21 protein-coding genes and 1 riboswitch are annotated in these 25,931 nt (G+C 55.9%); of the genes, 14 read left to right on the top strand and 7 right to left on the bottom strand.

The features are described 5' to 3' along the window. Positions 1-97 precede the first annotated feature (97 nt). The 7 genes from yqeB (at position 98) to argF (ending at position 9,901) form a co-directional block, all read left to right on the top strand. Complete coding sequence (gene yqeB, locus MOST_RS16005) at positions 98-913, top strand: selenium-dependent molybdenum cofactor biosynthesis protein YqeB (RefSeq protein WP_244267015.1); 816 nt, start codon at positions 98-100, stop codon at positions 911-913. 32 nt (positions 914-945) lie between these two features. Beyond that, the gene (locus MOST_RS16000) at positions 946-1,473 is read left to right on the top strand and encodes a phosphatidylglycerophosphatase A family protein (RefSeq protein WP_083476609.1); all 528 of its coding nucleotides are present in this window, start codon (positions 946-948) and stop codon (positions 1,471-1,473) included. Positions 1,474-1,619: 146 nt separating this feature from the next. Beyond that, entirely contained in the window at positions 1,620-2,978 is a 1,359-nt protein-coding gene (locus tag MOST_RS15995; protein ID WP_054936675.1) for a PLP-dependent cysteine synthase family protein, read from the top strand. Positions 2,979-3,066: 88 nt separating this feature from the next. Then, positions 3,067-5,628 carry a selenium-dependent xanthine dehydrogenase gene (xdh, locus tag MOST_RS15990; protein WP_054936674.1) on the top strand — a complete coding sequence of 854 codons (2,562 nt, stop codon included), beginning with the start codon at positions 3,067-3,069 and terminating at the stop codon, positions 5,626-5,628. Positions 5,629-5,633: 5 nt separating this feature from the next. Next, complete coding sequence (locus tag MOST_RS15985) at positions 5,634-6,929, top strand: threonine synthase (protein ID WP_054936673.1); 1,296 nt, start codon at positions 5,634-5,636, stop codon at positions 6,927-6,929. 258 nt (positions 6,930-7,187) lie between these two features. After that, on the top strand, positions 7,188-8,552 hold the full coding sequence (gene hydA, locus MOST_RS15980) for a dihydropyrimidinase (RefSeq protein ID WP_054936672.1): 1,365 nt from the start codon (positions 7,188-7,190) through the stop codon (positions 8,550-8,552). Between the two features lie 368 nt (positions 8,553-8,920). After that, positions 8,921-9,901: an ornithine carbamoyltransferase gene (argF, locus tag MOST_RS15975; protein WP_054936671.1), complete on the top strand. Its 981-nt coding sequence runs from the start codon at positions 8,921-8,923 to the stop codon at positions 9,899-9,901. Between the two features lie 179 nt (positions 9,902-10,080). Here argF and MOST_RS15970 read toward each other — a convergent pair whose 3' ends face one another. From MOST_RS15970 to lgt, 5 genes are all read right to left on the bottom strand, one after another. Then, on the bottom strand, positions 10,081-11,910 hold the full coding sequence (locus MOST_RS15970) for an ArnT family glycosyltransferase (protein WP_054936670.1): 1,830 nt from the start codon (positions 11,908-11,910) through the stop codon (positions 10,081-10,083). An 80-nt stretch (positions 11,911-11,990) separates the two neighbouring features. After that, positions 11,991-12,896 carry a decaprenyl-phosphate phosphoribosyltransferase gene (locus tag MOST_RS15965; RefSeq protein ID WP_054936669.1) on the bottom strand — a complete coding sequence of 302 codons (906 nt, stop codon included), beginning with the start codon at positions 12,894-12,896 and terminating at the stop codon, positions 11,991-11,993. A 165-nt stretch (positions 12,897-13,061) separates the two neighbouring features. Continuing rightward, a complete protein-coding gene (locus MOST_RS15960; RefSeq protein ID WP_054936668.1) occupies positions 13,062-13,280 on the bottom strand; it encodes a hypothetical protein in 219 nt (72 codons plus the stop codon). 171 nt (positions 13,281-13,451) lie between these two features. Further along, on the bottom strand, positions 13,452-15,989 hold the full coding sequence (locus MOST_RS15955; RefSeq protein ID WP_054936667.1) for a heavy metal translocating P-type ATPase: 2,538 nt from the start codon (positions 15,987-15,989) through the stop codon (positions 13,452-13,454). Positions 15,990-16,476: 487 nt separating this feature from the next. After that, positions 16,477-17,352, bottom strand: a complete 876-nt coding sequence (lgt, locus tag MOST_RS15950) for a prolipoprotein diacylglyceryl transferase (protein ID WP_083476607.1) — start codon at positions 17,350-17,352, stop codon at positions 16,477-16,479. 411 nt (positions 17,353-17,763) lie between these two features. Here lgt and MOST_RS15945 point away from each other — a divergent pair, with 411 nt between their 5' ends. From MOST_RS15945 to MOST_RS15935, 3 genes are all read left to right on the top strand, one after another. Further along, positions 17,764-18,240, top strand: a complete 477-nt coding sequence (locus MOST_RS15945; RefSeq protein WP_161952869.1) for a hypothetical protein — start codon at positions 17,764-17,766, stop codon at positions 18,238-18,240. Between the two features lie 34 nt (positions 18,241-18,274). After that, positions 18,275-18,931, top strand: coding sequence for a hypothetical protein (locus MOST_RS17450; RefSeq protein ID WP_054936665.1), 657 nt, complete (start codon positions 18,275-18,277; stop codon positions 18,929-18,931). A 368-nt stretch (positions 18,932-19,299) separates the two neighbouring features. Beyond that, the gene (locus MOST_RS15935; RefSeq protein ID WP_054936664.1) at positions 19,300-20,514 is read left to right on the top strand and encodes an FTR1 family iron permease; all 1,215 of its coding nucleotides are present in this window, start codon (positions 19,300-19,302) and stop codon (positions 20,512-20,514) included. Between the two features lie 222 nt (positions 20,515-20,736). On the opposite strand, the gene MOST_RS15930 is transcribed toward MOST_RS15935, so the two are convergent. Both MOST_RS15930 and MOST_RS15925 read right to left on the bottom strand, forming a co-directional pair. Continuing rightward, positions 20,737-21,918, bottom strand: coding sequence for a trans-sulfuration enzyme family protein (locus MOST_RS15930; RefSeq protein ID WP_054936663.1), 1,182 nt, complete (start codon positions 21,916-21,918; stop codon positions 20,737-20,739). A 100-nt stretch (positions 21,919-22,018) separates the two neighbouring features. Then, a complete protein-coding gene (locus tag MOST_RS15925) occupies positions 22,019-23,155 on the bottom strand; it encodes a trans-sulfuration enzyme family protein (protein WP_054936662.1) in 1,137 nt (378 codons plus the stop codon). A gap of 61 nt (positions 23,156-23,216) precedes the next feature. Continuing rightward, a riboswitch (SAM riboswitch) is annotated at positions 23,217-23,324 on the bottom strand. Between the two features lie 350 nt (positions 23,325-23,674). Between MOST_RS15925 and MOST_RS15915 the strand changes: the two genes are divergently transcribed. From MOST_RS15915 to thiS, 4 genes are all read left to right on the top strand, one after another. After that, positions 23,675-24,484: a HesA/MoeB/ThiF family protein gene (locus MOST_RS15915; RefSeq protein ID WP_054936660.1), complete on the top strand. Its 810-nt coding sequence runs from the start codon at positions 23,675-23,677 to the stop codon at positions 24,482-24,484. Positions 24,485-24,492: 8 nt separating this feature from the next. Beyond that, positions 24,493-25,383: a ferredoxin-like domain-containing protein gene (locus tag MOST_RS15910; RefSeq protein ID WP_054936659.1), complete on the top strand. Its 891-nt coding sequence runs from the start codon at positions 24,493-24,495 to the stop codon at positions 25,381-25,383. 92 nt (positions 25,384-25,475) lie between these two features. Next, on the top strand, positions 25,476-25,724 hold the full coding sequence (locus tag MOST_RS15905; protein WP_054936658.1) for a sulfurtransferase TusA family protein: 249 nt from the start codon (positions 25,476-25,478) through the stop codon (positions 25,722-25,724). Continuing rightward, positions 25,721-25,921: a sulfur carrier protein ThiS gene (gene thiS, locus MOST_RS15900; RefSeq protein ID WP_054936657.1), complete on the top strand. Its 201-nt coding sequence runs from the start codon at positions 25,721-25,723 to the stop codon at positions 25,919-25,921. Before MOST_RS15905 ends, thiS begins: the two co-directional genes overlap by 4 nt. Positions 25,922-25,931 lie beyond the last annotated feature (10 nt).

Below are 25,931 nucleotides of genomic sequence, written 5' to 3'. Positions count from 1 at the left end.
ATAACCAGAGAGTGAGCGCAAACAAAGCCAGTTTATGAAAGAGCTGTTTCCGGATGAGCAAATCTGCCGCAGGCTTTGTCAGGGGAGGGGCAGGAAAGTGCGAAATCTGGTAGTCATCAAAGGGGCGGGGGACCTGGCCAGCGGTGTGGCCCACCGTCTCCATCAAGCAGGTTTTCCGGTAATCATGACAGAGATAGCCCGGCCCACGGTAATCCGCCGGGCCGTGGCCTTCGCGGAAGCGGTTTATACCGGCGCCATTACTGTAGAGGGGGTTACCGCCCGCCTGGTGGCCGGCCCGGAGGAGGCCCTGACGAAAGCCCTGCAGGGAGAAATTGCCGTCCTGGTTGATCCCCCGGCCGGGGTTATTACGGCCCTCCAGCCACAAATAGTCGTGGATGCCATCCTGGCTAAGACTAACCTGGGGACAAGTATAGATCTGGCCCCCATTGTCATCGCCCTGGGGCCGGGTTTTACGGCCGGGCGGGACGCCCATGCTGTAGTGGAAACTAGGCGCGGCCATTATCTCGGCCGGGTCATCTGGCAGGGCGCAGCCCTGGCCAATACCGGCATCCCGGGCGAAGTTATGGGCTATACCGAAGAAAGGGTCTTAAGGGCGCCGGCTAATGGTATCTTTAAGGGCTGCAAGGCCATCGGCGACCCGGTGACTGCCGGCGAAACGGTGGCCATGGTTGACGGCGTGCCCATACCAGCGCGGATCAGCGGCGTACTGCGGGGGATTCTTCATGATGAGTTAGAAGTCACCAGAGGAATGAAGGTTGGCGACATCGACCCCCGCGGTGAACGGGATTACTGTTTCACCATTTCCGATAAAGCCCGGGCCATCGCTGGCGGGGTTTTGGAGGCCATATTACACCTCACCTCTTCCCCGGAAAATAAACTTATGTTAGAATAGGGTTACTTCTTATTGCAAGGGGGACAGAAGAAGTGAGTGTGGCGCAACCAAAGGAGAATCAATATGCTGGTTCCCTGTTGCTCAAGCAGCTAGTCATAGCCTGGCTGGAGCGGCGGGGGGTAACATTAGAAGATATTGCCCGCCTGGTATATGAAGTCCAGCAAAAGTATATCCGTGACCTGACCATGGCCGCCTGCCGCGAGAGCGTTGAGCGGGTACTAGAAAAGCGGGAGGTCCAGAATGCCATCTTAACCGGTATAGCCATTGATGAGCTGGCTGAAAAGGGGCAACTGGCCGAGCCCCTGGCTACCATGCTGCGTAATGATGACGGCCTCTACGGCATTGACGAGGTTATGGCCTTGAGCATTGTTAATATTTACGGTTCCATCGGTTTTACCAACTTCGGTTACCTGGACAAGGTCAAGCCGGGCATCATTGGCGTGGTCAATAGTAAGAAAAACGAGAAGGTCAACACCTTTCTCGACGACCTGGTGGCTGCCATCGCCGCCGCAGCCTCCTCCCGCCTGGCCCACCGCGACCGGGACGGGCTGCTTAAGTGAGGTTGAAAAAGATAAAAATCGGTAAAATAAAACCTTCCTTTTTTAGCTAGAAAAGGAGGGTTTATTTTTTATACGTCGAACTATACAATAAGTGTGGGTGAAGTTTTTAGCACTCAATAATATTACATTTAACTGGAGGGATCCATATGGCGGGTAAAATTCCCTTTGGCCCGACCTTCACGGAGATGTGCGACCCTTCGCAAATTGACCCGGCAATAAGGCAGCGGGCCTTAAAAGCCCTCAAGGAGGATGAGCTGGACCCCATTAACCTCTTCAACATCACCTGGAAAGACGAAAACAACCAGGTGCGGAAAATGGTCCTGCCCCCGGAAGTAACGGGTGTGGACGCCAATATCGTCGTCCTCCTGGGCCGGGGTTTCCCTTCCGGCTCTCACAAGGTGGGACCGGCTTACGCTACCTTGATTGAAGGCTGCGTTGACGGCGTCATCAAGCCCGGTGAACATACCATCCTGGGACCTTCAACGGGCAATTTCGGCATTGGTGTGGCCTATATCTGCAAACTCCTGGGCTTCCGGGCGGTAGTCATTATGCCCGATAACATGAGCAAGGAACGTTATGAACGCATCCGCAAGTACGGCGGCGAGCTGGACCTCACTCCCGGCACGGAGTCCGACGTTATTTTAACCCTGCAGCGAACCTATGAACTGAAAAAGGACCCCAGAAACTTTGCCTTGGCCCAGTTTGAACTGCTGCCCAACTACCGCTTCCATCGCCATGTTACCGGTAATGCCGCCATTGAGGCCGTCCAGGGTATCGGTAACGGCCGTATCGCCTGCTTTACTTCGGCCCCCGGCTCGGCGGGGACGCTGGGTGCTGGCGACCAGATTAAAAAGGCTTTCCCGGAATGTAAAGTGGCGGCCCTGGAGCCCTATGAGTGTTCTACCCTGTATAACGGGGGCCGCGGCCAGCACCGTATTGAGGGTATCGGCGACAAGATGTGCACCCTCATCCACAACGTCCTCAATACCGACTTTATTGTCCTCATCCACGATGAAGATACCGTCCGCGGCTTGAAGGTCCTCCAGGATGGTACCGAAGTCCTGATCAAGAATGGTGTGAAAGAAGCCGATGCCCTGGCCTTACGCGATAACTTCGGTCCTTCCGGCATTTGCAACATCCTGGGTGCCATTAAGATGGCCAAATTCTTACGCCTGGGCCCCGGCGATAACGTGGTGACCATTGCCACCGACGGTTTTGACCGCTACCCTTCCGTGCTGGAGAACCTGGCCCAGCGGACCCTGGAAATTGAGGACTTTGTCCTTGAACGCTGGTTTAAAGATATCTTCCTCAAGGCCCATACCCATTATATTATGGACACCCGCAGGCCGGAAGCCAAGGAGCGGCTCTTCCAGCAGAAGGAGAAAGACTGGTTGCCCTTTGGGTACACCAGAGAATACCTAGACGCCATGAAGAGCCCCTCTTTCTGGGATGACGAGTACGCCAAAATTGAATATTACGACGCTAAAATAAAAGAAATGCGCTGATTCCCAGGGCCCCACAGCCAGGGGAACTGCGCCTGGCAAAGTTGCTCGCTAACTGCTGCCAGTAAAATCAGCTAACGGGGGGAACGGCATGCGTCTGGAATTGCAGGTTAATGGCCGGCGGCGGGTTGTTGATGTTCACCCGGACGCTACCTTGCTGGAAGTGTTACGGGAGGATTTACGGCTGACGGGAGCCAAAAATGGCTGTGGCGAGGGCACCTGCGGCGCCTGCACCGTGCTCCTGGGAGGCAAAGCGGTCCGGGCTTGCCGGACGCCGGTCACCAGGGCCGCCGGCCAGGAGATCATTACCGTCGAGGGCTTGAGCCCGCGAGAAAAGGAGATTTATACTTTCGCCTTTACGGCGGCCGGGGCTGTGCAGTGCGGCTTCTGCACGCCGGGGATGGTCATGGAAGCCAAAGCCCTCCTCGACCGGCAGCCGGACCCGGGTGAAGACGAAATCCGCCAGGCCTTCAAGGCCCACCTCTGCCGTTGCACCGGTTACCAGAAGATTATTGCCGCCGTACGCCTGGCCGGCCGCGCTTTAAGGGGCGAGATCGAGCCCCGGGCAGGTGACCCGGCCGGTATGGGTAAAGCCTTTTTCCGGCCCGATGCCCCGGCCAAGGTCCTGGGCAAAGCCGTCTTTGTCGACGACATGCAGGTGCCCGGCATGCTTTACGGCGCCGTTTTTCGCCTGCCCTGCGCCCGGGCGAAGGTCAAGGCCATTGATGTCACAGCAGCTAAGGAACAGCCCGGGGTAGTGGCCGTCCTCACCGCCGGCGATATCCCGGGAGAACGCTATCAGGGGCATATCTTTAAAGACTGGCCGGCACTGGTGGCGGTAGGTGAGGAAACCCGCTATGCCGGCGATGCCCTGGCCCTGGTGGCGGCCAGAAGCAGCCGGGAAGCCCGGGCGGCACTGGACTATATTAAAGTTGATTATGAAGAATTGCCCCCCCTGACTTCGCCCCAAGACTCCCTGGCGCCGGGGGCGCCGGCCCTGCACCCCAAAGGTAATTTATTAAGCGAAACGGTGGTCAAAAAAGGTGACGCTGAGGCAGCCTTAAAGTCCTGCGCCCACGTGGTAACCAATACTTATACCACGCCCTTTACGGAACACGCCTTCCTGGAGCCGGAGAGCGCCCTGGCAGTACCGGAAGACGGCGGCCTGACGATATACACCAGCACCCAGGGCGTTTACGAGATCCATACCCAGCTGGTTTCTCTCCTGAACCTACCACCGGAAAAGGTACGGGTTGTTAACAGGTGTGTCGGCGGCGCTTTTGGCGGCAAAGAGGACCTGAGCGTCCAGCACCATGCCGCCCTGCTGGCTTGGGCAACGCAGAAACCGGTGAAGCTCACCTGGACCCGGCGGGAAAGTATCCTCTGCCACCCCAAGCGTCATGCCATGACCATTACCATGACCACCGGCTGTGACGCGGAAGGTAACCTGGTAGCCCTGGTGGCCGACCTGGTGGCCGATACCGGCGCCTATGCTTCCCTGGGGGCCCAGGTGCTGGAGCGGGCCTGCACCCACGCTACCGGCCCCTACCGTATCCCCAACGTGACCATCCGCGGCCGGGCCGTCTATACCAATAACCCGCCGGCCGGGGCCTTCCGCGGTTTTGGGGTGCCCCAGTCCAACTTTGCCATGGAGAGCCAGCTGAACCTCCTGGCAACTGCTACCGGCCTTTCCCCCTGGCAGATCCGCTGGCAGAACGCCCTGGAACCGGGCGACACCCTGGGCACCAGGCAGGTAGTCAGTGCCGACATCGGCCTGAAAGATACCCTGCTGGCCGTCAAGGAAGCCTTTGAAAGCAGCCCCTGCGCCGGCATTGCCTGCGGCTTTAAAAATGTCGGCCTCGGTGTTGGTACCCGGGATGTCGGCCGGGCCAATCTGGCGGTTGCAGGGGGACGGGTGAAAATCTATTCCGGGGCGGCCTGCATGGGCCAGGGTTTGGAGGCGGTCCTCATCCAGATTGTCGCCGAGACTACCGGCCTGCCGGCAACGCTCATTGACTGCGTCCTTGCCGATACGGCCCGGACTCCCGATGCCGGCTGCACGACGGCTTCCCGCCAGAGCCTCTTTACCGGGGAAGCAACCCGCCGGGCGGCGGCGGCTCTGGCGGAAGCCTTAAAAGGCCATACCCTTGCCGGCCTGGAGGGCCGGGTTTTCCAGGGAGAATTCTACGGCGCCACTGATCCAGTTAATTCAACCAAGGAGCACCCTGTGACCCATGTCGGCTACAGCTATGCCACCCAGGTAGTCATCCTGGATGAGGAGGGCCGGGTGGCTAAAGTAGTGGCTGCCTATGATGTGGGCCGGGCCATTAACCCCTTAAACCTGGAAGGCCAGATTGAAGGGGGCATTGTCATGGGCCTGGGATATGCCCTGACGGAAGACTTCCCGCTCCAGGACGGTATCCCCGCGCGCCAGACTCTCGGCAGGCTGGGGCTCTTGCGGAGCCACCAGGTACCGCAGATGGAGGTGCACCTGATTGAAAAGGGCGGCACTCCCTATGCCTATGGCGCCAAGGGCATTGGCGAGCTGGCGACCATTCCCACTGCGGCGGCCGTCGCCGGCGCCTACTACCGCCGCGACGGCAAATTACGCCTGAGGTTGCCCCTGGAAGGAACGCCGTATAGAAGGAGATGACCTACGTGACCAACATTACCCAGTTACGCTGCATTAATTGCAGCCGGACTTATCAGCCCCGGCCCGGCTTTTATACCTGCCCCATCTGCGGGTCAACTGACGGTATCTTAGACGTGGAATACGATTATGACTATATCAACAAATATATTTCTAAAAAGAGCCTGGCCGGAAACAGGGAGCCTTCTATGTGGCGCTACCGTCCTTTCCTGCCAGTGGCCCAGGAGGGACCCCTGCCGCCTTTAAGGGTGGGCTGGAGCCCCCTCTACCGGTCCGGGAGACTGGGGGCCGAGCTGGGTTTAAAGGAATTATACATCAAAGATGATGGGATTAATCCCACTGGCTCACTGAAGGACCGGCCCTCGGCCGTGGCCGTGGCCCGGGCCCTGGCCGAAGGGGCCGGGGTGGTGGCCTGTTCTTCCACCGGCAATGCCGCTTCCTCCCTGGCGGGGGCCGCGGCTTCCGTGGGCCTGAAGGCTGTAATCTTTGTCCCCGGCCGCGCGCCCCAGGGCAAGGTGGCCCAGCTATTAATCTTCGGGGCTACGGTCATCAGTGTCCAGGGCTCCTATGAAGACGCCTTTCGCCTGTCGGCTGCGGCTATAGAGGAGCACGGCTGGTATAACCGCAATGCTGCCATTAACCCCTACCTGGTGGAAGGTAAGAAAACGGCCTGCCTGGAGGTGGCCGAACAGCTGCAATGGGAAGTACCCGACTGGGTAGTACTCTCGGTGGGCGATGGCTGCACCATGGCCGGGGCCTGGAAGGCCTGGGTGGACCTGAAAAAAGCCGGCTGGATTGAGAAGCTGCCGCGGATGCTGGGGGTCCAGGCCGAAGGCTGCTGTCCCATTACCCGTGCCTTCCGGGAGGGCACCAGGGTACGTCCTATGGAAGAAAATACCCTGGCAGACAGCATTGCCGTCGGCGTACCCCGCAATCCCGAAAAAGCCCTGCGGGCCGTTCGCGATTCCCGTGGGACTATGATTAATGTTAGCGATGAAGAAATACTGGCGGCCATGCGGGTCCTGGGCCGGACCAGCGGCGTTTTCGGTGAACCGGCGGGGGTGGCCGGCACGGCCGGGCTCATCAAAGCCGTCCGGGAAGGGATTATTAAGCCGGAGGAAAGGGTAGTCGTTCTGGTAACCGGTAATGGCCTCAAAGACGTGGCCAATGCCATCAAAGCTGCCGGGGAACCCATCCGGGTGGCACCCTCCCTGGAGGCCCTGCATAAAGCACTAGGGGATTTAAAATTGCCCAATTATGGGTGGGGATATGTCCCGGAGCCGCGATTAGCGGAGCGCCGGTAACAGAACAGGCGAGGTGAGGTAACCGTTGCCGCTGCCGAGGACGCCTGAGCGTGCCTTGGCGAGGAATACTGCATGACCTCATAGAAGGATCTAGGCCAGCGGAGCAGGAAGCCTTTTCATTGGCAATCCGCAGGCGGCGAGCAACGGTCCGAACCGAGCCGTAGTTCTGTCGGCGCGGAGCTTCTGAGCGGCGCAGGGACATATCCCCACCAGAAGGCACATTTCTGGCAGAACCCTACTTTTGGGGGAGGGGTTAAAGTGGACCTTTTGCTGAAGGGCGGGTGGGTTGTCACCGCCGCACGGGTAGAACAGGCCGACGTGGCCATTAAGGGAGAAAAGATTGCTGCCGTAGGCCCGGACCTGGCTGCTCCAGGAGCGGTGGTCCGGGATGTAACCGGTAAATATATCCTACCCGGAGCCATCGATGCCCACGTCCATTACCAGATGCCCATCGGCGACCTGCTGACGGCCGACGACTGGTTTACCGGGACGCGGCTGGCTGCCTGCGGTGGCGTCACTACCGTCATCGATTATGCCGAGCCCGCAAGCCCTGGAGAATCTCTTACGGAGGCCCTGACCAAGCGCCTGGAGGAAGCCACGGACCAGGCCTGCGTAGATTACGGCCTACACCAGGTGGTCATGCCCGGCCAGGAGGAAGACGAAGCGGAGCTAAGGGCTGTAGTCGAAAAGGGTGTCACCAGCTTCAAGGTTTTTACCACTTATGCCCAGCGCTTGAGCCTGGCTGCCATCGGCCGCCTGCTCAGACAGGCCCCCCGGCTGGGTGCCCTGGTTACGGTTCACTGTGAGGATCATGAAATAATTACGGCTAAGAGGGAAGAGTTAATCGCCGCCGGTCAGACGGACCCGGCCTACCATGCCGCCAGCCGGCCTGCAGAAGCAGAGGTCAAAGCCATCCGGGACGTTATTGCCCTGGCCAGGGAAGCCGGCGCCCCGGTTTATATCGTTCACGTCTCTACCGGCGAGGGAGCGGAAGCTATTGCTGACGCCCGCAGCAAAGGCCAGCAGGTCTACGGCGAAACCTGCCCTCACTACCTGCTTCTTACGGAGTCTCAATATACCGGGCCGGACAGCCGCCTTTTCCTGATGTGCCCTCCTCTACGGACGGCGGCCGACAATGACCTCCTCTGGCGGCACCTGGCTGGTGGGGCCCTCCAGGTGGTGGCTACCGATCACTGCAGCTACAGCCGGGAACAGAAGGCTGCCGGCACGGCTTTTTATAACACCCCCTCCGGGGTACCTGGAACAGAAACTTTATTACCCCTTCTTTATTCCTACGGCGTTCGTAATGGCTGGCTGACCCTGCCCCAGCTGGTCCAGGTGCTGGCCACCAACCCGGCCCGCCTTTTCGGCCTCTACCCGCGCAAGGGAAGCCTCAAGCCGGGGAGTGACGCCGACCTGGTAGTTTTTGATCCTCGCAGGCAGGTTACCCTGACGGCGGCAGACCTCCATTCGGCGGCTGGCTATACTGTCTTTGAAGGTTTTAACCTCCAGGGTTACCTGGAAGCAACCTACTTGCGGGGGCGGCTGATTTACGACCGGGGACGCTTCCTGGGCCAGGCCGGCCAGGGCCAGTTCATTCCCGGCCGGATTGCGACCACATAAATTTTCTTAGTTTACCACGGTACCCAGCAGCACCCTCAAAAGTAAACACGGGCTCAAGGTGGGGCACATTGAGCAAGCGGGCTAGGGAGAGGGTGCCCACGTTAAGCAAGTGGGTAGCAATGGCAGGGTCTGGTTATAAGACTAAATGTTTTTTGGACCCAATTTGTTCTTTAGCAGGATTTTATTAAAAAAAGTTGAATTAGATTAAATGTGGCTTAATTATGAAGGTGTTATATTGCCGGGTCGGTTTACCGCGCCACTGTGGTTGGGGACCGATGGTTATATCAATAAAGGGATAGCTGGTAGGTCCTGTAAGGTCCTGCTGGTGATATAAATTAACTAATACATTCCAATATGGAGGGAATAACATGAAGACCGATTTACGCGGTAAGCACTTGATTACCTTGCAGGAATGGACTAAAGAAGAAATCGACACGTTGTTAGACATCGCCTTTGATCTCAAAAGGCGGAAAGCCCTGGGCGAAAAACATCGCCTTCTCGAGGATAAAACCTTTTATATGCTCTTCTTTGAAAACTCCACCCGTACCCGCAACGCTTTCGAAACCGGTATGACCCAACTAGGCGGACATGCCATTTTCTTGACTCCCTCGGCTACCCAGATTGGCCATGGAGAGACGGCTAAGGATACGGTAGAAGTTTTAAGCCGCTTTGGTGATGGTATAGGTATACGTTACTGCACTTACAAAGAAGGAAACGCCTATATGCGGGAACTGGCCAAACACTCCCGCATTCCCGTTATCAACATGCAGTGCGACTTGTACCACCCCACCCAGGCCCTTGCGGATATAATGACCATCCAGGAAAAGTTCGGTAAAAACACGCGAGGCCTCAATTTCACCATTAGCTGGACTTACGCACCTAACTATATACGGCCCCTGTCTATGCCCCAATCCCTCATCCTCCTCATGAGCCGTTTTGGGATGAATGTAACCTTGGCCCACCCGCCCGAGTTCCATTTATTGCCGGATATTGTGGAACAGGCCAGGAAAAATGCGGAAGAAAATGGCGTCAAATTTAACATTGTCCATGATATGGACGAAGCCTGTAAAGATGCCCATATTATTTATGCCAAGAGCTGGGGTCCCATTGCCTATACCGGCAGCAGGGAGGAAGGTCTAGATCTGATTGAAAAATATAATGGGTGGGTAATGGATGGCCGCCGCATGAAGCTCGGCCATAAGGATGCCATCTACATGCATTGCATGCCGGCCGACCGGGGCGTTGAAGTAACAGAAGAGGTTATGGATGGCCCGCAATCGGTAATCTACGACGAGGCCGAAAACCGCCTGCACACCATCAAGGCCATCCTGGCGGCCACAATGAGGTAAAGGTTGACCTGTTGGCAGTTGACTATAATAACCTCGTAAGCAGTGGCTCTTACCTGGCAACAAAGCCGCCTTTCTTCAAGACAGAAGAGAGGCGGCTTTTTACTTATTTTGCCGATCTTTGCCGCTAAGTTCATAAGAGGCTATATCAGGTGAGATGAATATCCAGAAGCTGGCCGGCCTTACTTTAGCACCTTAAAGGTCACATAATCGCCATAGGTAAAGAAGGGCTGCAAGACCTGCGGATTCCTTTGCGCCCAACGGTAATAGGCTGAAGTAGTTGTTGTCAAGAAGTACTGGCTATCCCTGGCACGTAGTTGAGCCAGCATATCCGCTTCCGAAGTAGCAATGACGCGGTAGACCTGGTTTTCCAGGCGGGGGCCAAAGAGCAGGTAGGGGAAGGCTGTTTCCGTAAAGGCAATGCGCGAACCCGGAGGTACCCGGTCAACCCAGGCTAACTCATCGCCCCAGGGCGTTATCTGGAAAAAGGTACGCTGCTCCGGGGGCAGGGCCAGGAAGCGGCCGATTACCTGGGGCGTAAAGTAACCGTGGGTTAAACTACCGGCCAGGGATATGAGGACCAGGGCCAGGGTAGCGGCCCGTAAAGGTCGTGCCCAGAAGCCTGGTAGCCTCTCCTCCAGGTAAGCCAGGCTCAAAGTCCCGGCGGCGACAATGAAGATGGTATAGCGGGTCCACCAGTTGGAGGGCTGCAGCCAGAAAAGCAGGATCAGGGGCAGGAGGAGGAGAAGGAGGTGCCGGTGACCCCGGGCCAGGGCCAGGATAAGGGTTACGGCCAGGGCCGGGAGTTCCAGGTAGAGCCACTGGGGGCCGAATCCCCCCAGGCGCTGGTCGAAGGTATAGGGACCGCTGGTTTCCTGCCAGGAGCGCAGCAACTGCTGCCAGGCCGGCAGGCCTGCCAGTTCGGGGGGCGTATTTTTGACCATGACCAGCTCGGCCACGCTGCCCTGGCCTGGCCAGAGGGTATACCCCAGCACTTTAAACGTAAAAGGGAAAAGGGGATTGCCGTAGGCCAGCCAGTTGCGCAGGTACCAGAAACTGCCCCACAGGAGCAGGGCTCCGGTAAAGATAACCAGGGAAGGGAGCAGGGATTGCCTGAAAGGGTGGTTAGTTGCCCGCCTGGCCACCCAGTTTCCGGCGATGATTAAGAGAAAAATTACAGCCACATAGGGGGCGGCCGAAGCCTTCATCCCGAAGGTCAGGCCGCTGGCCAGGGCGGCCAGGAGTAAATAGACGCGCCGCGGGTAATGGCAATAGCGGTAAGCAAAGTAAAAAGCCACCAGGAACATGGCCGCAAAGGCGACATCTACATAGCAGGTCTTGCTCTGGACTAGGACAATGGGCGTCAGGAAAAAAAGGCAGGCAGCTACGGCGCTATTGGCCTGCTGCAAGCCTGTTTCTCGCCCCAGGGCGTAGACGGCCAGGCCCCCGGCCAGGGCGAAAGGTAGCTGGGTAAGGTCGACCAGCAGGTCGCTGCCTGAAAACAACATATTCCAGGCAAAGATGAGTTCGGTGTTCATGGGGTAGACGTTGGCCCAGAGGGTATAGGGGCTTAAAACGATTCGGCCGCTCTGGAGCCAGGTGGCCACTGCCGTCAGGTGGTAGTAGAGGCTGTCCCAGGCATAGGGCGGGAACAGGTATCCCAGGAATATCAGCCACGCCGTTTCCAGGAAGGCCAGGAACAGTAAAAACCTGGCCCAGAAATTATGGTGCCAGCTGACATCAGGCCGGGGAATTGGTGCCCGGTTGGAACCGGGAAAGAGGTGCCCTAGCAGGATAGCCGCAGCCAGCAAAATTAAATTTAATACCAGCAGGGTAGTAATTGTCAGGCGTAATACGGTACCGGCCAGGAGCATGGTGAAGACAATTTGCCCCGTCGCCAGGGTAAAAATGGCCAGGAACTTTTCAGCGGGGACCAGTCCCCGCCGGCGGGTCAAAAAAAAGGCCGTGAGAAGAACTATTAAATTGCCGCTAGTGAAGGCCAGCCAGTGCAAAATACCAGCTCCCTGGTCGCCACTTTTCTTTTATCGCTGTCACGGTAATCTCCCCACAAGTATCAGGGGCTTTGCATCCTTTATAACCAGTACAGGATGACAAAGCAACTGGCCGCCCAGAGGAGGATGGTGGCTGCCAGGGACTTATCTTTGAGGACCAGGCTTTCCGGCTCGCCGCCGCCCTGGCGGCGGTAGGTCAGGTACAGGTAGCGGCAGATGCCAAAGAGCACCAGGGGAACGGTATACATCAACTGGGGTCGGGCGGCGCCGATAAAGGTATAAATGGCATAGACGACGACGGTAGCAGAAGTTACAGTCGCAATCAACTGGTCCAGGAGACCCAGGGAATACTCGGCCAGGATCCCCCGGTGGGCGGCAGCGTTGTCCAGGAGGACCAGTTCATGGCGGCGTTTACATAAAGCCAGGAAAAGGGCCAGGAGAATAACGGCAATGAGCAGCCAGGCCGAAATCGGCACCATAATGGCCGCCGCGCCGGCCGCCACCCGCAGGACAAAACCCAGGGCGACGATAAAGACATCAATGAGGACCATTTGTTTTAAATAAAAGGAATAGGCCAGGGTCTGGAGGGCATAGGTGAGGCTAATAAGGCCTACCTGCCAGCTTAAGGCAAAAGCCCAGGTGAGGCTGCCGGCCAGGAGGATGGCGGCTGCCGTCGCTGCCGGGAGGGGGGGCAGCAGGCCGGCGGCAATGGGACGGTGCTTTTTGCGGGGGTGGCAGCGATCCCTTTCCCGGTCCATGAGGTCATTGACCAGGTAGGTGCCACCCGAGAGAAGACAAAAGATAACAAACACCTGGATGGTGCGTACTAGGAGGGGGATGTCCAGCAGGTGGCGAGAAAAAAGGATGGCGGCGAAGACAAAGGCATTTTTCGTCCACTGTTTGGGCCGCAGGCTCAATAAGAGATAGCGCCAGAAATAGCGACTAGTTATAGCCTCAGCCCGGCCGGAGGTTTCCAGTAAACTCATGTCCCCGTTGACCTCCACATCTGTTTTCTGTTGACATTCCTTACCTATTTTACCCTAACTTACTCCAGCATAACAATAGCCAGCCGGGCAAGGACAAAAAATTAAGGCTGTTGCCCTCCGGTAACAGCCTTAGAAACTCAACTTTTTTAACCCTGGTAATGATAATCAACCCATTACTCTATTCTTTACGGCTGGGATAACGAGGGGCATGGTAATAATCATGGTCAGGATAAACACCCATACTGCGCCGCCGGCTCGGGCCACAAGGGTATAAGTTTTCCCTGTCAGGAAGGTGAGTACCAGGAAAAGGAGGGCCATCCCCAGGGAAATACCTGTATAGATTATCCCAGCCTGCCGGGCGGCTTTTGTTTCGAGATCAGTCATAATTTCTCACCTCATGATAATTTTGCGCCGGGAGTCCTCTTGCTAGATGAAAACGTAAGTTTGGCAGACTTTAATCCGGAACCGGTATAGCCAGTTCCTACAAGTCTCCAACCTCCACTTCCCACCTCCATATTAACCAGCCTGGGGCGCCCGTCGCCCCTCGGGGGCAGCTTAATCCCGCTCCTGGCGGAGGGAGGGCTGGAAGCGTTTGAGGGTAAGGGTATTCATGGTCACAGAGACAGAACTCAATGCCATGAAGAAGGCGGCCAGTTCGGGGCTGACGATCAGCCCGGTGATGGGATAGAGGATGCCGGCGGCAATGGGGATACCCAGGGTATTGTATAAGAAGGCCCAGACCAGGTTTTCTTTGATCTTGCGCATGGTGGCGCGGCCGATCTCAATGGCCCCTACCACATCGCGAATGTCGTCCTTGATCAGGATAATGTCCCCTGTCTCCTTGGCCACGTCGGTACCGGAGCCGATGGCAATGCCCACATCGGCCTGGGCCAGGGCCGGAGCGTCGTTGATGCCGTCACCCACCATGGCTACTTTGAGGCCGCGGTCCTGAAGCTTCTTCACTTCCTCGGCTTTGTCCTGGGGCAGTACCTCGGCCAGGACGGTCTTGATGCCGACCTGGCGGGCAATGGCCGCAGCCGTCCGCCGGTTATCACCGGTGATCATGGCCACCTGGATACCCATCCTGTGCAGGCGTTCGATGGCAACCTTTGCGTGCTCTTTTAAAGTGTCGGCCACGGCGATGATGCCGGCGGCCCTACCGTCCACGGCCATCAGCATGGCTGTTTTACCTTCCTCTTCAAGCTGTTCCATCTGTCCTGCCAGGTCCCCTATGGCGATGTTACGCTGCTGCATCAGCCGGCGGTTGCCCAGCAGGATCTCCCGGCCCTGGTAGGTGGCCCGGACACCCTGGCCCGGGATGGCTGCAAAGTCCTGTACTTCCTCGATGGCCAGGCCTTCCTCCCTGGCGCCGCGGACAATGGCCTCGCCTAAAGGATGTTCGGAAGGTTTTTCCGCCATGGCGGCCAGTCGCAGGATTTCTCTTTGCTCAAAACCCGGGGCGGCAATCACATCGGTGACCGAGGGTTCGCCTCTGGTCAGGGTTCCCGTTTTATCAAAGACAATGGCATTGAGCTTGCTGCTCGCCTCCACCGCATCGGCGCCCTTAAAGAGGATACCGTTCTCGGCCCCTTTGCCCGTCCCGGCCATGACGGCGCTGGGAGTGGCCAGGCCCAGGGCACAGGGACAGGAAATGACCAGGGTGGTTACCGATAACAGGAGGGCGAAACCGAAGACACCTACCTCGGCCAGGCTGTAGGGTGAAAGGATAAAGCGACTGTCCGGCCGGAAAAAGGCATCGTAGCCAATAAAGAACCAGAACAAAAAGACTACCAGGGCCAGGATGTGGACGCCGGCGATGAAGTGGCCGGCCACGAAGTCGGCCAGTTTTTGAATGGGGGCCTTGGAAGCCTGGGCCTCCTCCACCATCTTGATGATCTGGGCTAAAGCTGTTTCGCTCCCCACCCGGGTGGCCCGGAACTTGAAGGAACCGGTCTTATTGATGGTCGCCCCCACCACCTGGGCTCCGGGACGTTTTTCCACCGGGATGCTCTCGCCAGTAAGCATGGATTCATCTACGGCCGAATAACCCTCGATAACTTCCCCGTCCACCGGGATGCTTTCGCCGGGGCGGACCACCACAATGTCCCCTACCTCAACTTCATCGGCAGCAATCTCCATCTCCTGGCCGTCCCGGATAACCCGGGCGGTTCTGGCCTGCAGGCTCATGAGCTTACGGATGGCCTCGGAAGTACGGCCGCGGGTAATAGCCTCCAGGTAACGACCCAGGACGATAAAGGCGGTGAGCAATGCGGCGGACTCGAAGAAAGTGGCCCCGCGCCCACCAAAACCGGCCTCAGGCCAGAGGGTATTGATGGTAGCGATGATATAGGCTGCCCCAATACCCGTCGCATAGAGGAGGTTCATATCTGTAGTTCCGCGTTTAAGGCCGTTCCAGCTATGGACGAAAAACTGCCAGCCGGGGATAAAGGTGACCGGTGTGGTTAAAGCCCACAGCACATACACGTTTCCGAGCCATTCTGGTACAAAGTAGGGGAAAATCCACATGTCCCGGAACATGCCGATCATTACTAAAGTGGCCAAGGGCCAGGCAATCCACATATTACGGCGCTGGTATCGGATTTCTTTCTCCCGGGCCTCTTTCTCCTGGTCCAGGGCCTCTTGACCCGTTAGCTTTTCCGTTGCCTCATAGCCCAGGGCATTGATTTCCTTTTTAATGCGTGCCTTGTCTACGGTCCCAGGGTAGAACCGGATTCTCGCCGATTCCGCCGGCAGGTTCACTACTACCGAAGTGACGCCGGGCAGAGCTTTAACGGCTTTTTCCACCTTGGCCACACAGGCGGCACAACTCATCCCCCTTACCGTCAGGAGAACTTCCTCTTCCGGTACCTCATAGCCGATCTCCTGGATGGTCTTGGCCATTTGGGGCACGCCGACCTGCTCCGGGAAATATTCCACTGTGGCCTTCCCGGCAACCAGGTTGACGCGGGCGTCAGCTACGCCCGCCATATTTTTCAGAGCCTTTTCCACTTTGGCCACGCAGGACGCACAGCTCATACCCATAATGGGCAAATTTACCTGGGCCAGGCCGCTCTTTTCGCTGGCAGGCACCATCTTTCACCTCCGGGTAAGTAATTATCAACTTCTACCTTGCCCTTTCCCTGCCAATTTTATAAACGGGTGTACCATTCCAGAGGTACAATAGTCTCTTTCCCGTACAGGTCGGTGGCCGGGCCAACATTTTAAACTACCCCCCACCCGTATATCTTTACCTCGATTATATTTTACTGGCCACATGCTGTCAATGAACTTCACAAAAACTACAAAATTTATTCCTGGCCTTTCCTGGAAGTTGCCCGGGGCATTTTAAAAAGCCTTCCCCTCCTGTAGGGGAGGGGAAGGCCAGCTCCTTGGTTTCAACTAACGGGCAGTTTAACGTCATGCCCGGGACTAAATTCAGCAACCTTCTTTGCAATGGGCAACGGCCCTCAGCATCCAGCGCTTCCTGGTCAATTTTGATCCCTCCTCGCTGTATAAGTCTGTAATAGAATTCTACCAGAGCACCTTTTATCCTGTCTACAAGTTTTCCGATGCAGCGCTATTACGGCCCCAGGCTATAAAAGGCTGCCAGGGACAGGCCAAGCAGTAAAACCAGGACTAAAAGTTGCCCCGTAAGTCTGTCTTCTATAGTTGCTCCCACGCCCCGGAGTTCGGCTGTGGTAGCCGCCCCGGGAGCGCCGGAGTTTGCCCGCGGCCCTGGGCGTAGCTTCAGGATTATACCGGCCAGGGCGGCGACAATGATAAAGGCCAGGCTGGCCACGTGAGCCACCGAGAAGGGACCCCAAACTGGCGGGTTGTAACGGACAAACTCTACTATTCCCCTGATGGTAGCATAGAGGATAATAAAGCGGATAAAGAGCTGGCCGTCGTAAGCGACATTTTTCCTCCGCCGCCAGAGGTAGAAGAAAAGAAGGTAGTCGAGGATGAACTCATAGACCTGGGCCGGGTGGAGCAGTTGCCCGTTGACCATAACTCCCCAGGGCCAGGCGTTGGCCATGGGACGGCCGAAGACGTCACATCCCACCCGGCCAATAGCTATCCCTAAGGCCAGCCCCGGTGCTACGGTATCAGCCAGGCGCCAGAAGGGCAGCCGGTAACGCCGGGTAAAAATAAGGCCCGCTAGTATTCCCCCGATAATTGCCCCGTGGATGGAAAGGCCGCCATCTTGGAGGTGGAAGAATTGTAAGGGGTTTTGCCAGAAGTATGCCGGGCCGGCAACAACTACATAGCCGACCCGGGCCCCGAAAATGCCTAAAATAAGGGCCCATAAAGTAAAATCAAGTACCTTATCTTCGTTTAAACCTTTCCGCCTGGCCTCCCGTAAAATGATAAAGATGGCTGCCAGGATGCCCAGGGCGATCATAAAACCGAAAGTGTTTACTGGTAGTGGTCCTAGATAAAAAAGTACCCGCCGCACCGTATTACTCCTTTCTCATGCCTGGGTCTTTTACTTACCGGCCTAAGATTTTATATGCTACTTTCTACAAATCCCTGCTTTATAAAGTTGTTTGAATACCTACCCCTTACGGGTAAAAATGCTACTTCGATTATATTTTCCCGGCCACCCGGCGTCAACGAACTTTTATGAAGATATTATGAAGAAAAAAAGAAGGAAGATTGAAAGATGACCTCCTTGTTGTAAAATTTTTATGCCCGGCATACCGCTGTAATCCGGGTCGGGATAACCAGGGTAGGATGTAAAAGCTCGGGAAGAGGGAAAACTTCACCTTTTCTTTATACTTTCAGCACAGATTGCTAACATTTTTCTTCCATAATGAGGACAGGGAAACTAACAAGGAGGAACTAAAAACAGGAAGTGGGGGATGAAATGATTTACGGCAAGAACCCGGGCTTAAAGTCGTTTCTGGTCGGGCTGATAGCAGCCCTGGCCCTGGTGGCCTTTTATTTCTTCCTGGTTAGCCTCAGCTCTCGTTCATGGCGGCACAGCCTTGATCTGTTAAGCCAGGATCGTTTTTATGTTTTGGCCATTGCGGCCGGTTTTGGAACCCAGGTAGGCCTTTATAGTTATATCCGGCGCTGGCAAAAATTTAGCCGGGCGGGCAGCGCCGGTGCTGTGGCTGCTTCGGGTACCGGGACCTCGACGGTTTCCATGGTGGCCTGCTGCCTGCACCATTTGGGAGAGTTGTTGCCTGTTATCGGCGCTTCAGGTTTCGCCATATTCCTGGAACGATACCGGTACCCAGTCATGTGGTTGGGTATAACCATCAATTTGCTGGGCATTTATCTCATGCTGCGCCTCATAGCCACAAATAACATCTGGCCCTCCAGGGTGCTGAAAAAATAATGATAGCTTACTTAAAGTGAAGGGAAGATTGGCAATGCCGAAAAATAAAGGCCGTTTCTTGATAATCCTCTCCAGTTTATTTATCCTGATGGCAGTCATCCTTACCGGCTGTGGTGATTCCCGCTTCCAGAAGGACAGGGGGGCAGTTGTTCTCCCGGAAAATTCCGGGGGAGCCAGGGCAGGAGAAGAAGTTAATACCAGAAAATCTTCGCTTCCGGCGACAGCCCCACAGAGCAAACAGGAGTCCAACCCGGGCCAGAAACAAAAGCCCTCAGACAGCCAGGTGCCGGTGGTGCGCCGGCCCGCGGAAGCCGGATTTTATGAACGCCAGGATAGCCAGGGCGAGGTTGCTGTTGATGTTATCTGGCTGACACCGGAATACCTGCAGGCCCGTGGTCTGAAAATGACTCCGGAACAGGAGCAGGATCTATCTGCGAACCTGGTATTTAACCTGGCCTTGACCACCCATTCAGGCGATTTACGGGACTTTGACTTTGCCGAGGCTATACGCTTAAAGGTCAACGGCCGCGATGCCGGACCGGGTAGCTGGGAATTTGTCAACCGGGACGGCCACCACCCGGAAGGCATGATACGTTTTATGGCCCCTGGAAATGAACCCCCCAGGGAGCTAACTTTAAGCATTAATAACCTCAGCGGGGTGCCGGTACGGGAGTTTAAGTGGCAATTATAATTTGCTGGATCAGCAGGCGTCATACTTGCATGCGCCTGCTTTTTTTGGTTTAAAAAACCGGCTTGGTACCTGCAAGACTAAATTAATATGAGAAATTTATACCGGAATACTTGACATTATTAGAGGCAAGAAAGTATAATAATGGCGAAAATGAAAATCGTTATCAACATGGAGGTGCTTCGCAAGTAACCTGAAATTCTAAACATGAGCTATTAAAGCCTTGAAAGTAATTACGAAGGGGATAAAGATGTAATATTAATGAGAATGAATATTAATATCGCAAGGCTTAAAGGCTTGCGAGCGGGGGACAAGGCACCGGGAAGTTGAATTATTCCCGGAAGCAACACTTCTCTGGAGGAGGGAACGGAATGTCACGTAAAGTTATATTGGTCCTACTAATACTATTTGTAATTATCCTCGCCTGGCAGGAGACGAGCCAGGCGGCAACGTCATGGGAAAAGGTGGTCGATAAGATTGAGGGTATCCTGCGGCAATCCCTCAATACCTATCGCCAGGGAGATGCGGAGAAGGCCAGAGGCCTGGTTAATGAGGCTTATTTTGGATTCTTTGAAAAGGAAGGCCTGGAAAGGGCCATCCTTTCCAAACATTCTAGCAATCGTGCCGCCCTGCTCGAGTATAAGTTCAGCAACATAAAAAAGCTCATGGGCAACCAGGTGCCTGTACCCGAGGTCGAACAGGCCATAACCGAACTGACCGGCATGCTGCGGGAAGATGCTGCCCGTCTGGACGGGCCGCAGCAACAAAACCCTCTTGAGAACTTTCTTTCTTCCTTCCTCATTTTAGTGCGCGAAGGCTTTGAAGCCATCCTGATCCTGGGGGCCATAGTCGCCTACCTGGTTAAGAGCGGCAACCAGCGCCGGATCCCTACGATTTATTACAGTGCTGGCCTGGCCGTGCTGGCCAGTATCGTCACGGCCATCGTACTGCAACTGGTTCTCCGCTTGAGCGGCGCCAGCAACGAGATCCTGGAAGGGGCGACCATGCTGCTGGCGGCCATCGTCCTCTTCGCGGTTAGCCACTGGATGGTGGGTAAGGCCGAGGCAAAGTCCTGGCAGCGTTATATTGAAGATAAAGTCCAGGGGTCTTTAAGCAGCGGTAGTGCCCTGGCCCTGGGGGCGGCAGCCTTCCTGGCCGTCTACCGCGAAGGGGCGGAAACCGTTCTCTTCTACCAGGCCCTGCTGAACAACGCTGCTGGTGCCGCGGGCCTTGTCTGGCTGGGGTTTGCGGCGGGAATCCTGGCCCTGGCTGCCATCTTCCTGCTGGTGCGCTATGGCAGTTTGAAAATACCTTTAAAGCCTTTCTTCCTGGGCACCAGCCTCCTGCTTTACTATTTAGCATTCGTTTTTGCCGGCGATGGAGTGAAAGCATTGCAGGAAGCCGGTGTTGCCGGAGCTACGCCTGTACCGGGGCTGCCGGCCATAGATTTCCTGGGTATTTACCCCACCTGGGAGACCCTATTGCCCCAATTCATACTCCTGGCCGCGGCAGCATTGGGGGTGATCTGCCAGCGGCGGCAGGCCCTGGCTGGCCGTTCCGGCCATACCCCTTCAGCGAACCCATGAAAAATGTTTTTGACCGGGGTAAGTCACTTGACTTTGTTGTCAAAACCGTTACCTGAAGGCATAGAAGTTTCCGGGGTTGTACTGGCGGACCAGGTTGAAAGCTTAGACTGGCAGGCACGTCAAGCCGAATTTGCCTGCACAGCTCCGGTAGGCGTGAGCGCAGGAGTTCTTGCGAAAATCAAGGTGTTAATTTCTTAAAAAGGCAATTTAACCTTGGTTAAGTCAACTACTTTTTAAATGCGATAGTTTGTTTTTACCTGTGCCCGCGGGGAGAGCCAGCGCCTGTTCCAGGTCGGCCTGCAGGTCTTCCGCCTCCTCCAGACCCACCGAGAGCCGCACCAGGTCGGGGGTGATCCCCAGTTCGCGCTTTAGCTCTCCCGGCAGGCTGCCGTGGGACATGGTGGCCGGCAGGGAGATAATGCTTTCCACCGCCCCCAGGCTAGACCCAATTACCGGCAGGCGGACATTGTTAATGACCTGGCGGGCCAGTTCCGGCGTGGAGAGGCGGAAGGACAGTACGCCCCCGGCGCCGCCGGCCTGGCGGAAGTGCGTCTCCCGGCCCGGGTGCCCCTCCAGGCCGGGGTAGTAGACGACCTTCACCTGCGGCTGTTTGCGTAACCATCCTGCCAGTACAGTCGCTGTTTGTTGCTGCTGGAGCAGGCGTACCTTTAAGGTCTTGAGGCCCCGTAAAATCAGCCAGCACTCATGGGGCGCCAGGACTGCTCCCAGGGTGTTCTGTAACAAAGCCAGCTCACGGCCCAGCCCGGCATCCCGGGTGACGGCTAGGCCGGCCAGGCAGTCGCTGTGGCCCCCCAGGTATTTGGTGGCGCTGTGGACGACGATGTCAATTCCCAGCTCCAGAGGTCGCTGGAAATAGGGAGTCATGAAGGTATTGTCGGCTATGGTTATCAAGCCGTGTTCCCTGGCCAGGGCGGCGGCCCTGGCCAGGTCGGTAATTTTCATTAACGGGTTGGAGGGGGTTTCGAGGTAAAGCCCTTTAGTAGAAGGCCGGATCTGGGCCGCCACCTTCTCCAGGTCCGTAGTATCGACAAAAGTGATATCCAGGCCAAAGCGCCGGAAGACCCTGGTCAGGGCACGGTAGGTGCCGCCGTAAATATCCCGGGATACCAGGAGGTGGTCACCGGTCGCAAAGAGACTCAAAACAGCCGTAATGGCCGCCATGCCGGAAGCGAAAGCAAAGCCGTAATTACCTCCTTCGAGATCGGCGATGGCTTCTTCAAGGGCCCGCCGGGTAGGATTGCTGGAACGGGTGTATTCATATTCGCCCGGCTGGTCCAGGCTCTCCTGGGCAAATACCACGCTCTGGTGGATAGGGATACTGACCCCACCGGTGGCAGAATCCATAGATAAGCGGTGATGGATGAGTCGCGTTCCTCTCTGCATACTTTGTTTACCCCTCTTCTTGAAAGTCCTCGCTTGCCTGGCGGTAATTTTAAACCGCCGCCCAGGGTAAGGTACTTCTTTTCTCGTCCTGGCCGGTAGATTAACAGGCCAGGGCCTGCTCCAGGTCGGCCTTGAGATCGTTCAAATCTTCCAGTCCAACTGATAAACGTAACAAACGATCATTGATGCCCAGTTTAAGACGCATCCCGGCAGGGATTTCGGCATGGGTCTGGCGCTCCGGAAAGGTGATCAGGCTTTCTACCCCACCCAGGCTTTCCGCAAAGGAAATAATTTTTAAGCGCCGTAAAACCTGCTCCACCAGGGCGGCATCCTTGACTTCAAAGGAAAGCATAGCCCCGAACCCGCTGGCCTGTTTCTTACAGATTTCGTGACCGGGATGATCGGGTAGGCCCGGATAATAAACCCTGGTCACCAAGGGGTGTCCGGCCAGCCAGCGGGCCAGCTCTAAAGCGCTGGCCTGGGCCTGCTCCAGGCGTACGGCCAGGGTTTTCAAGCCCCGGATCACCAGCCAGCAATCCTGGGGACCGGGAATAGCGCCGATGGTATTCTGGAAAAAGGCCAGCCTTTCGCTGAGGTCCTCCCGGGCGGCTATCGCTACCCCCATAACCACATCATTGTGGCCGCCTAAATATTTGGTGGCGCTGTGGACCACCAGGTCCGCTCCCAGTTCCAGGGGTCGCTGCAGGTAAGGGGTCATAAAAGTATTATCCACAATAGTCAGCAGGCCCCGCCGGCGGGCCAGGGCGACCACGGCAGCAATATCGGTGATTTTCATTAAGGGGTTGGTAGGTGTCTCCAGGAAGATGCCTTTCGTATTGTTCCTTATAGATGCAGCCAGGCCAGCCAGATCAGTAGTATCTACAAGGGAAAATTCCAGCCCCCAGGGAACCGCTACCTGGTTGAGCAGCCTGTAAGTACCCCCGTATAGATCTTCAGAGACTAGCAGGTGGTCGCCGGGCCGGAAAAGGCAGAGAACGGCGGTAATAGCGGCCATGCCGGAGGCAAAGGCCAGGGCGCGACAGCCTCCCTCCAGCCCGGCCAGGCCTTCTTCCAGGACCTGGCGGGTATGGTTACCCGTCCGGCTGTAGTCAAAACCGGTGCTCTGTCCCAGGGCCGGGTGACGGAAAGTAGCAGACTGGTAGATAGGCGTGCTGATAGCTCCTGTTTTACTATCGTATCCTACTCCCAGCTGGACCAGCTCTGTAGCCAGGCGCATTTTATCCAACTCCCCTCATGACAAAATAAAAGCTCTTCGCAGACGAAGAGCTTTTTTTCAACTCTCATCTGCCAGGAAAATCCTGCAGGAATTGGCACCGTACCTGGGTTCCCACAGGCCGGTTGCCGGGCTTCATCGGGCCAGTCCCTCCGCCAGCTCTTGATAAGAGTTTTTGGCATATTTATTAAGTTATTCAATCGGAATAGATGAGTTTACTATACTACGTTTTAAAAAAGACGTCAAGGGTTTTAGGGCAACATCCCAGGAAGATTTTTTCAAGCACCAGGAGAGCTGCCAGGTTGCCTTTAGCAAGCAGGTAGGAGATGGTGGTGCGGCAGTTAAATTATATTTAATTGTGAAATTGGGTACAAAAGCGGAGTGGAAGCGGAGGGAAAGGGGGGAATAAGGGGGGTGACGCGGGTTAAGTATAATTTAAAAAAAATTGTCTTGACCACCTTTTTGGTCCCTGCTATAATCTAAGATAAACCGATATATTTAGTCGAGATTGGAGGGCTAAGAATGGCCTTAACCAACGAAGAAATAGAACGCTACAGCCGGCAGATTATCCTGAAGAACGTCGGCGGCCGGGGCCAGGAAAAGCTGAAACAGGGGAAAGTGTTGATCGTGGGGGCCGGGGGTCTTGGTTCGCCGGTAGCCTACTACCTGGCGGCTGCCGGCGTAGGTACTGTAGGTATAGTCGATAGCGATAGGGTAGACCTTTCCAATTTACAACGCCAGATTCTCCACAATAGCGACCGCCTGGGACGGCTCAAGGCGGAATCGGCCCGCGAAACCTTGCTGGCCTTAAATCCAGCGCTGACTATAAATACTTACCCGCTGCGTTTAGGTAAAGACAACATTTTAGCTATTATCCGCGACTACGACGTGATTGTCGACGGCGTTGACAACTTTCCCACCCGCTATTTGTTAAACGATGCCTGTGTCATGACTGGAAAAACTATGGTTGAAGGCGGGGTACTGCAATGGGACGGCCTGGTCATGACCATCAAACCCGGCCAGGGTCCCTGTTACCGCTGTATCTTTCCCGACCCACCCCCGCCGGGAGCCGTGCCCAGCTGCCAGGAAGCCGGCGTCATGGGTCCGGTACCGGGGCTCATCGGGGCCATTCAGGCTACCGAGGTAATTAAAATTTTACTTGGGGTTGGGGAAACCCTCACCGGCCGGCTCCTGATCTACAATGCCCTGGAGATGCGCTTCCGGGAAATAAAGGCCGAACGTAACCGTAATTGCCCTGTCTGCGGGGAAAATCCGCGCATCCGTGAACTGGAAGAGTACACTTTTGTCTGTAAAGCAAAATGCGAAAGGTGAAATCACTTATGACACTAGACTTTCATGAACTAAAAAAAGGCGGCTTTATCAAGCAGCAGAGCCCCGACCTTTTTCTCATGCGGCTGCGGACCATTGGCGGGCATTTAACGGCGCGGGACCTGGAGAATATTGCTAAGGTTGCTGCTAAATATGGCCGGGGCGAAGTCCACTTGACCACCCGCCAGGGGGTAGAAATACCCGGCGTAAGACTGGAAGATTACCAGGCACTGATTGAAGAAATCAAGGCTCTGAACCTGCTACCGGGGGCCTGCGGCCCGCGCGTACGTTCGATTGTCGCCTGCCCGGGAAAGGAAGTTTGTCCCAACGGCGTTGTTGATACCCGGGAGATGGCCCAGAAAATAGACCGGGCCTTTTTCGGCCGCGAAGTACCGGTTAAATTTAAAATTGCCGTCGCCGCATGTTTCAATGCCTGTACCAAGCCCAGGGAAAACGATGTTGGCCTGCAGGGCATTGTTTACCCGGAACTGGTGGCCGAACGCTGCAACCTATGCGGGTTGTGCCAGTCCATCTGCCCCGGTGGAGCAATTAAAATCATTGATGATAAGGTAACCATCAACCGGCAAAAGTGCTATGGCGACGGGGCCTGCATAGCCTCCTGTCCCACCAATGCCTGGGTAATGGCCGCCAGGGGATTTGTAGTTTACGCTGGTGGTAAAATGGGAAGCAGCCCCCAGTTGGGGTATAAGATGTTTGATTTCGTCCCGGAAAATGAGGTAATCCCTTTAATTAATTCGATATTAATGGTTTTTGAACAAAAAAGGAAAGGGCAGGAGCGCCTGGCCGATACTATAAAACGTCTCGGACCGGAATTGTTCCGGCAACTCGTCTCTTTTCCCGGCCCAGGTGAGGAGTTGCAGAAGGCTAATATGGCACGCTGATAGCAAGAGGCGTAACGAAAAAGACGGCTGCAGATCGTTTTCCTGCTCCTGACCTCTTGCCTCTGACATCTATTACAGGGAGGTTGCTACCGGTGGCGGAGATTAGAGCGACGAAACGCCTGGACATTACCGGGGACTGCTGCCCCATAACCTTTGTGAAAACCAAACTAGCCCTGGAGGAGATGCAGCCCGGGGAAATCCTGGAGGTTTTGCTGGCAGAAGGGGAGCCATTGAATAATGTCCCCCGGAGCCTTAAATCAGAGGGCCATAAGATCCACCAGGTAAGAAAGGTTGGCCCCAATATTTATTCATTACTCGTGGAAAGGGGAGAGGACCAGTGACGATTATTTTAAACCGGCAGGAAAAAGAGGTGGCGGAAGGTATTACCGTAAAGGAATTGGTGGAACAGCTTAATTTTAATCCCGTGACGGTGGCCGTTGAAGTCAACGGGCGGCTGTTATTGCCTGAGGAATATAATCAGAACCTGCAGCAGGGCGATAAAGTGGAAATTGTATTAAACATGGGCGGGGGAGTATAATTAGACTGGT

This window comes from Neomoorella stamsii (assembly GCF_002995805.1).
GTDB classification, from domain to species: domain Bacteria; phylum Bacillota; class DSM-521; order Neomoorellales; family Neomoorellaceae; genus Neomoorella; species Neomoorella stamsii.
The sequence above is the reverse complement of the archived record's forward strand: the minus strand, read 5'-3'. Positions and strand labels throughout refer to the sequence as shown.

Excerpts from the sequence above, each read along its gene's own strand:
- MOST_RS15995 (WP_054936675.1), top strand. The coding sequence starts at position 1,620 with ATGGCGGGTAAAATTCCCTTTGGCCCGACCTTCACGGAGATGTGCGAC.
- xdh (WP_054936674.1), top strand. The coding sequence starts at position 3,067 with ATGCGTCTGGAATTGCAGGTTAATGGCCGGCGGCGGGTTGTTGATGTT.
- argF (WP_054936671.1), top strand. The coding sequence starts at position 8,921 with ATGAAGACCGATTTACGCGGTAAGCACTTGATTACCTTGCAGGAATGG.
- MOST_RS15965 (WP_054936669.1), bottom strand. The coding sequence starts at position 12,896 with ATGAGTTTACTGGAAACCTCCGGCCGGGCTGAGGCTATAACTAGTCGC.
- MOST_RS15960 (WP_054936668.1), bottom strand. The coding sequence starts at position 13,280 with ATGACTGATCTCGAAACAAAAGCCGCCCGGCAGGCTGGGATAATCTAT.
- MOST_RS15955 (WP_054936667.1), bottom strand. The coding sequence starts at position 15,989 with ATGGTGCCTGCCAGCGAAAAGAGCGGCCTGGCCCAGGTAAATTTGCCC.
- MOST_RS15945 (WP_161952869.1), top strand. The coding sequence starts at position 17,764 with ATGATTTACGGCAAGAACCCGGGCTTAAAGTCGTTTCTGGTCGGGCTG.
- MOST_RS17450 (WP_054936665.1), top strand. The coding sequence starts at position 18,275 with ATGCCGAAAAATAAAGGCCGTTTCTTGATAATCCTCTCCAGTTTATTT.
- MOST_RS15935 (WP_054936664.1), top strand. The coding sequence starts at position 19,300 with ATGTCACGTAAAGTTATATTGGTCCTACTAATACTATTTGTAATTATC.
- MOST_RS15930 (WP_054936663.1), bottom strand. The coding sequence starts at position 21,918 with ATGCAGAGAGGAACGCGACTCATCCATCACCGCTTATCTATGGATTCT.
- MOST_RS15925 (WP_054936662.1), bottom strand. The coding sequence starts at position 23,155 with ATGCGCCTGGCTACAGAGCTGGTCCAGCTGGGAGTAGGATACGATAGT.
- MOST_RS15915 (WP_054936660.1), top strand. The coding sequence starts at position 23,675 with ATGGCCTTAACCAACGAAGAAATAGAACGCTACAGCCGGCAGATTATC.
- MOST_RS15910 (WP_054936659.1), top strand. The coding sequence starts at position 24,493 with ATGACACTAGACTTTCATGAACTAAAAAAAGGCGGCTTTATCAAGCAG.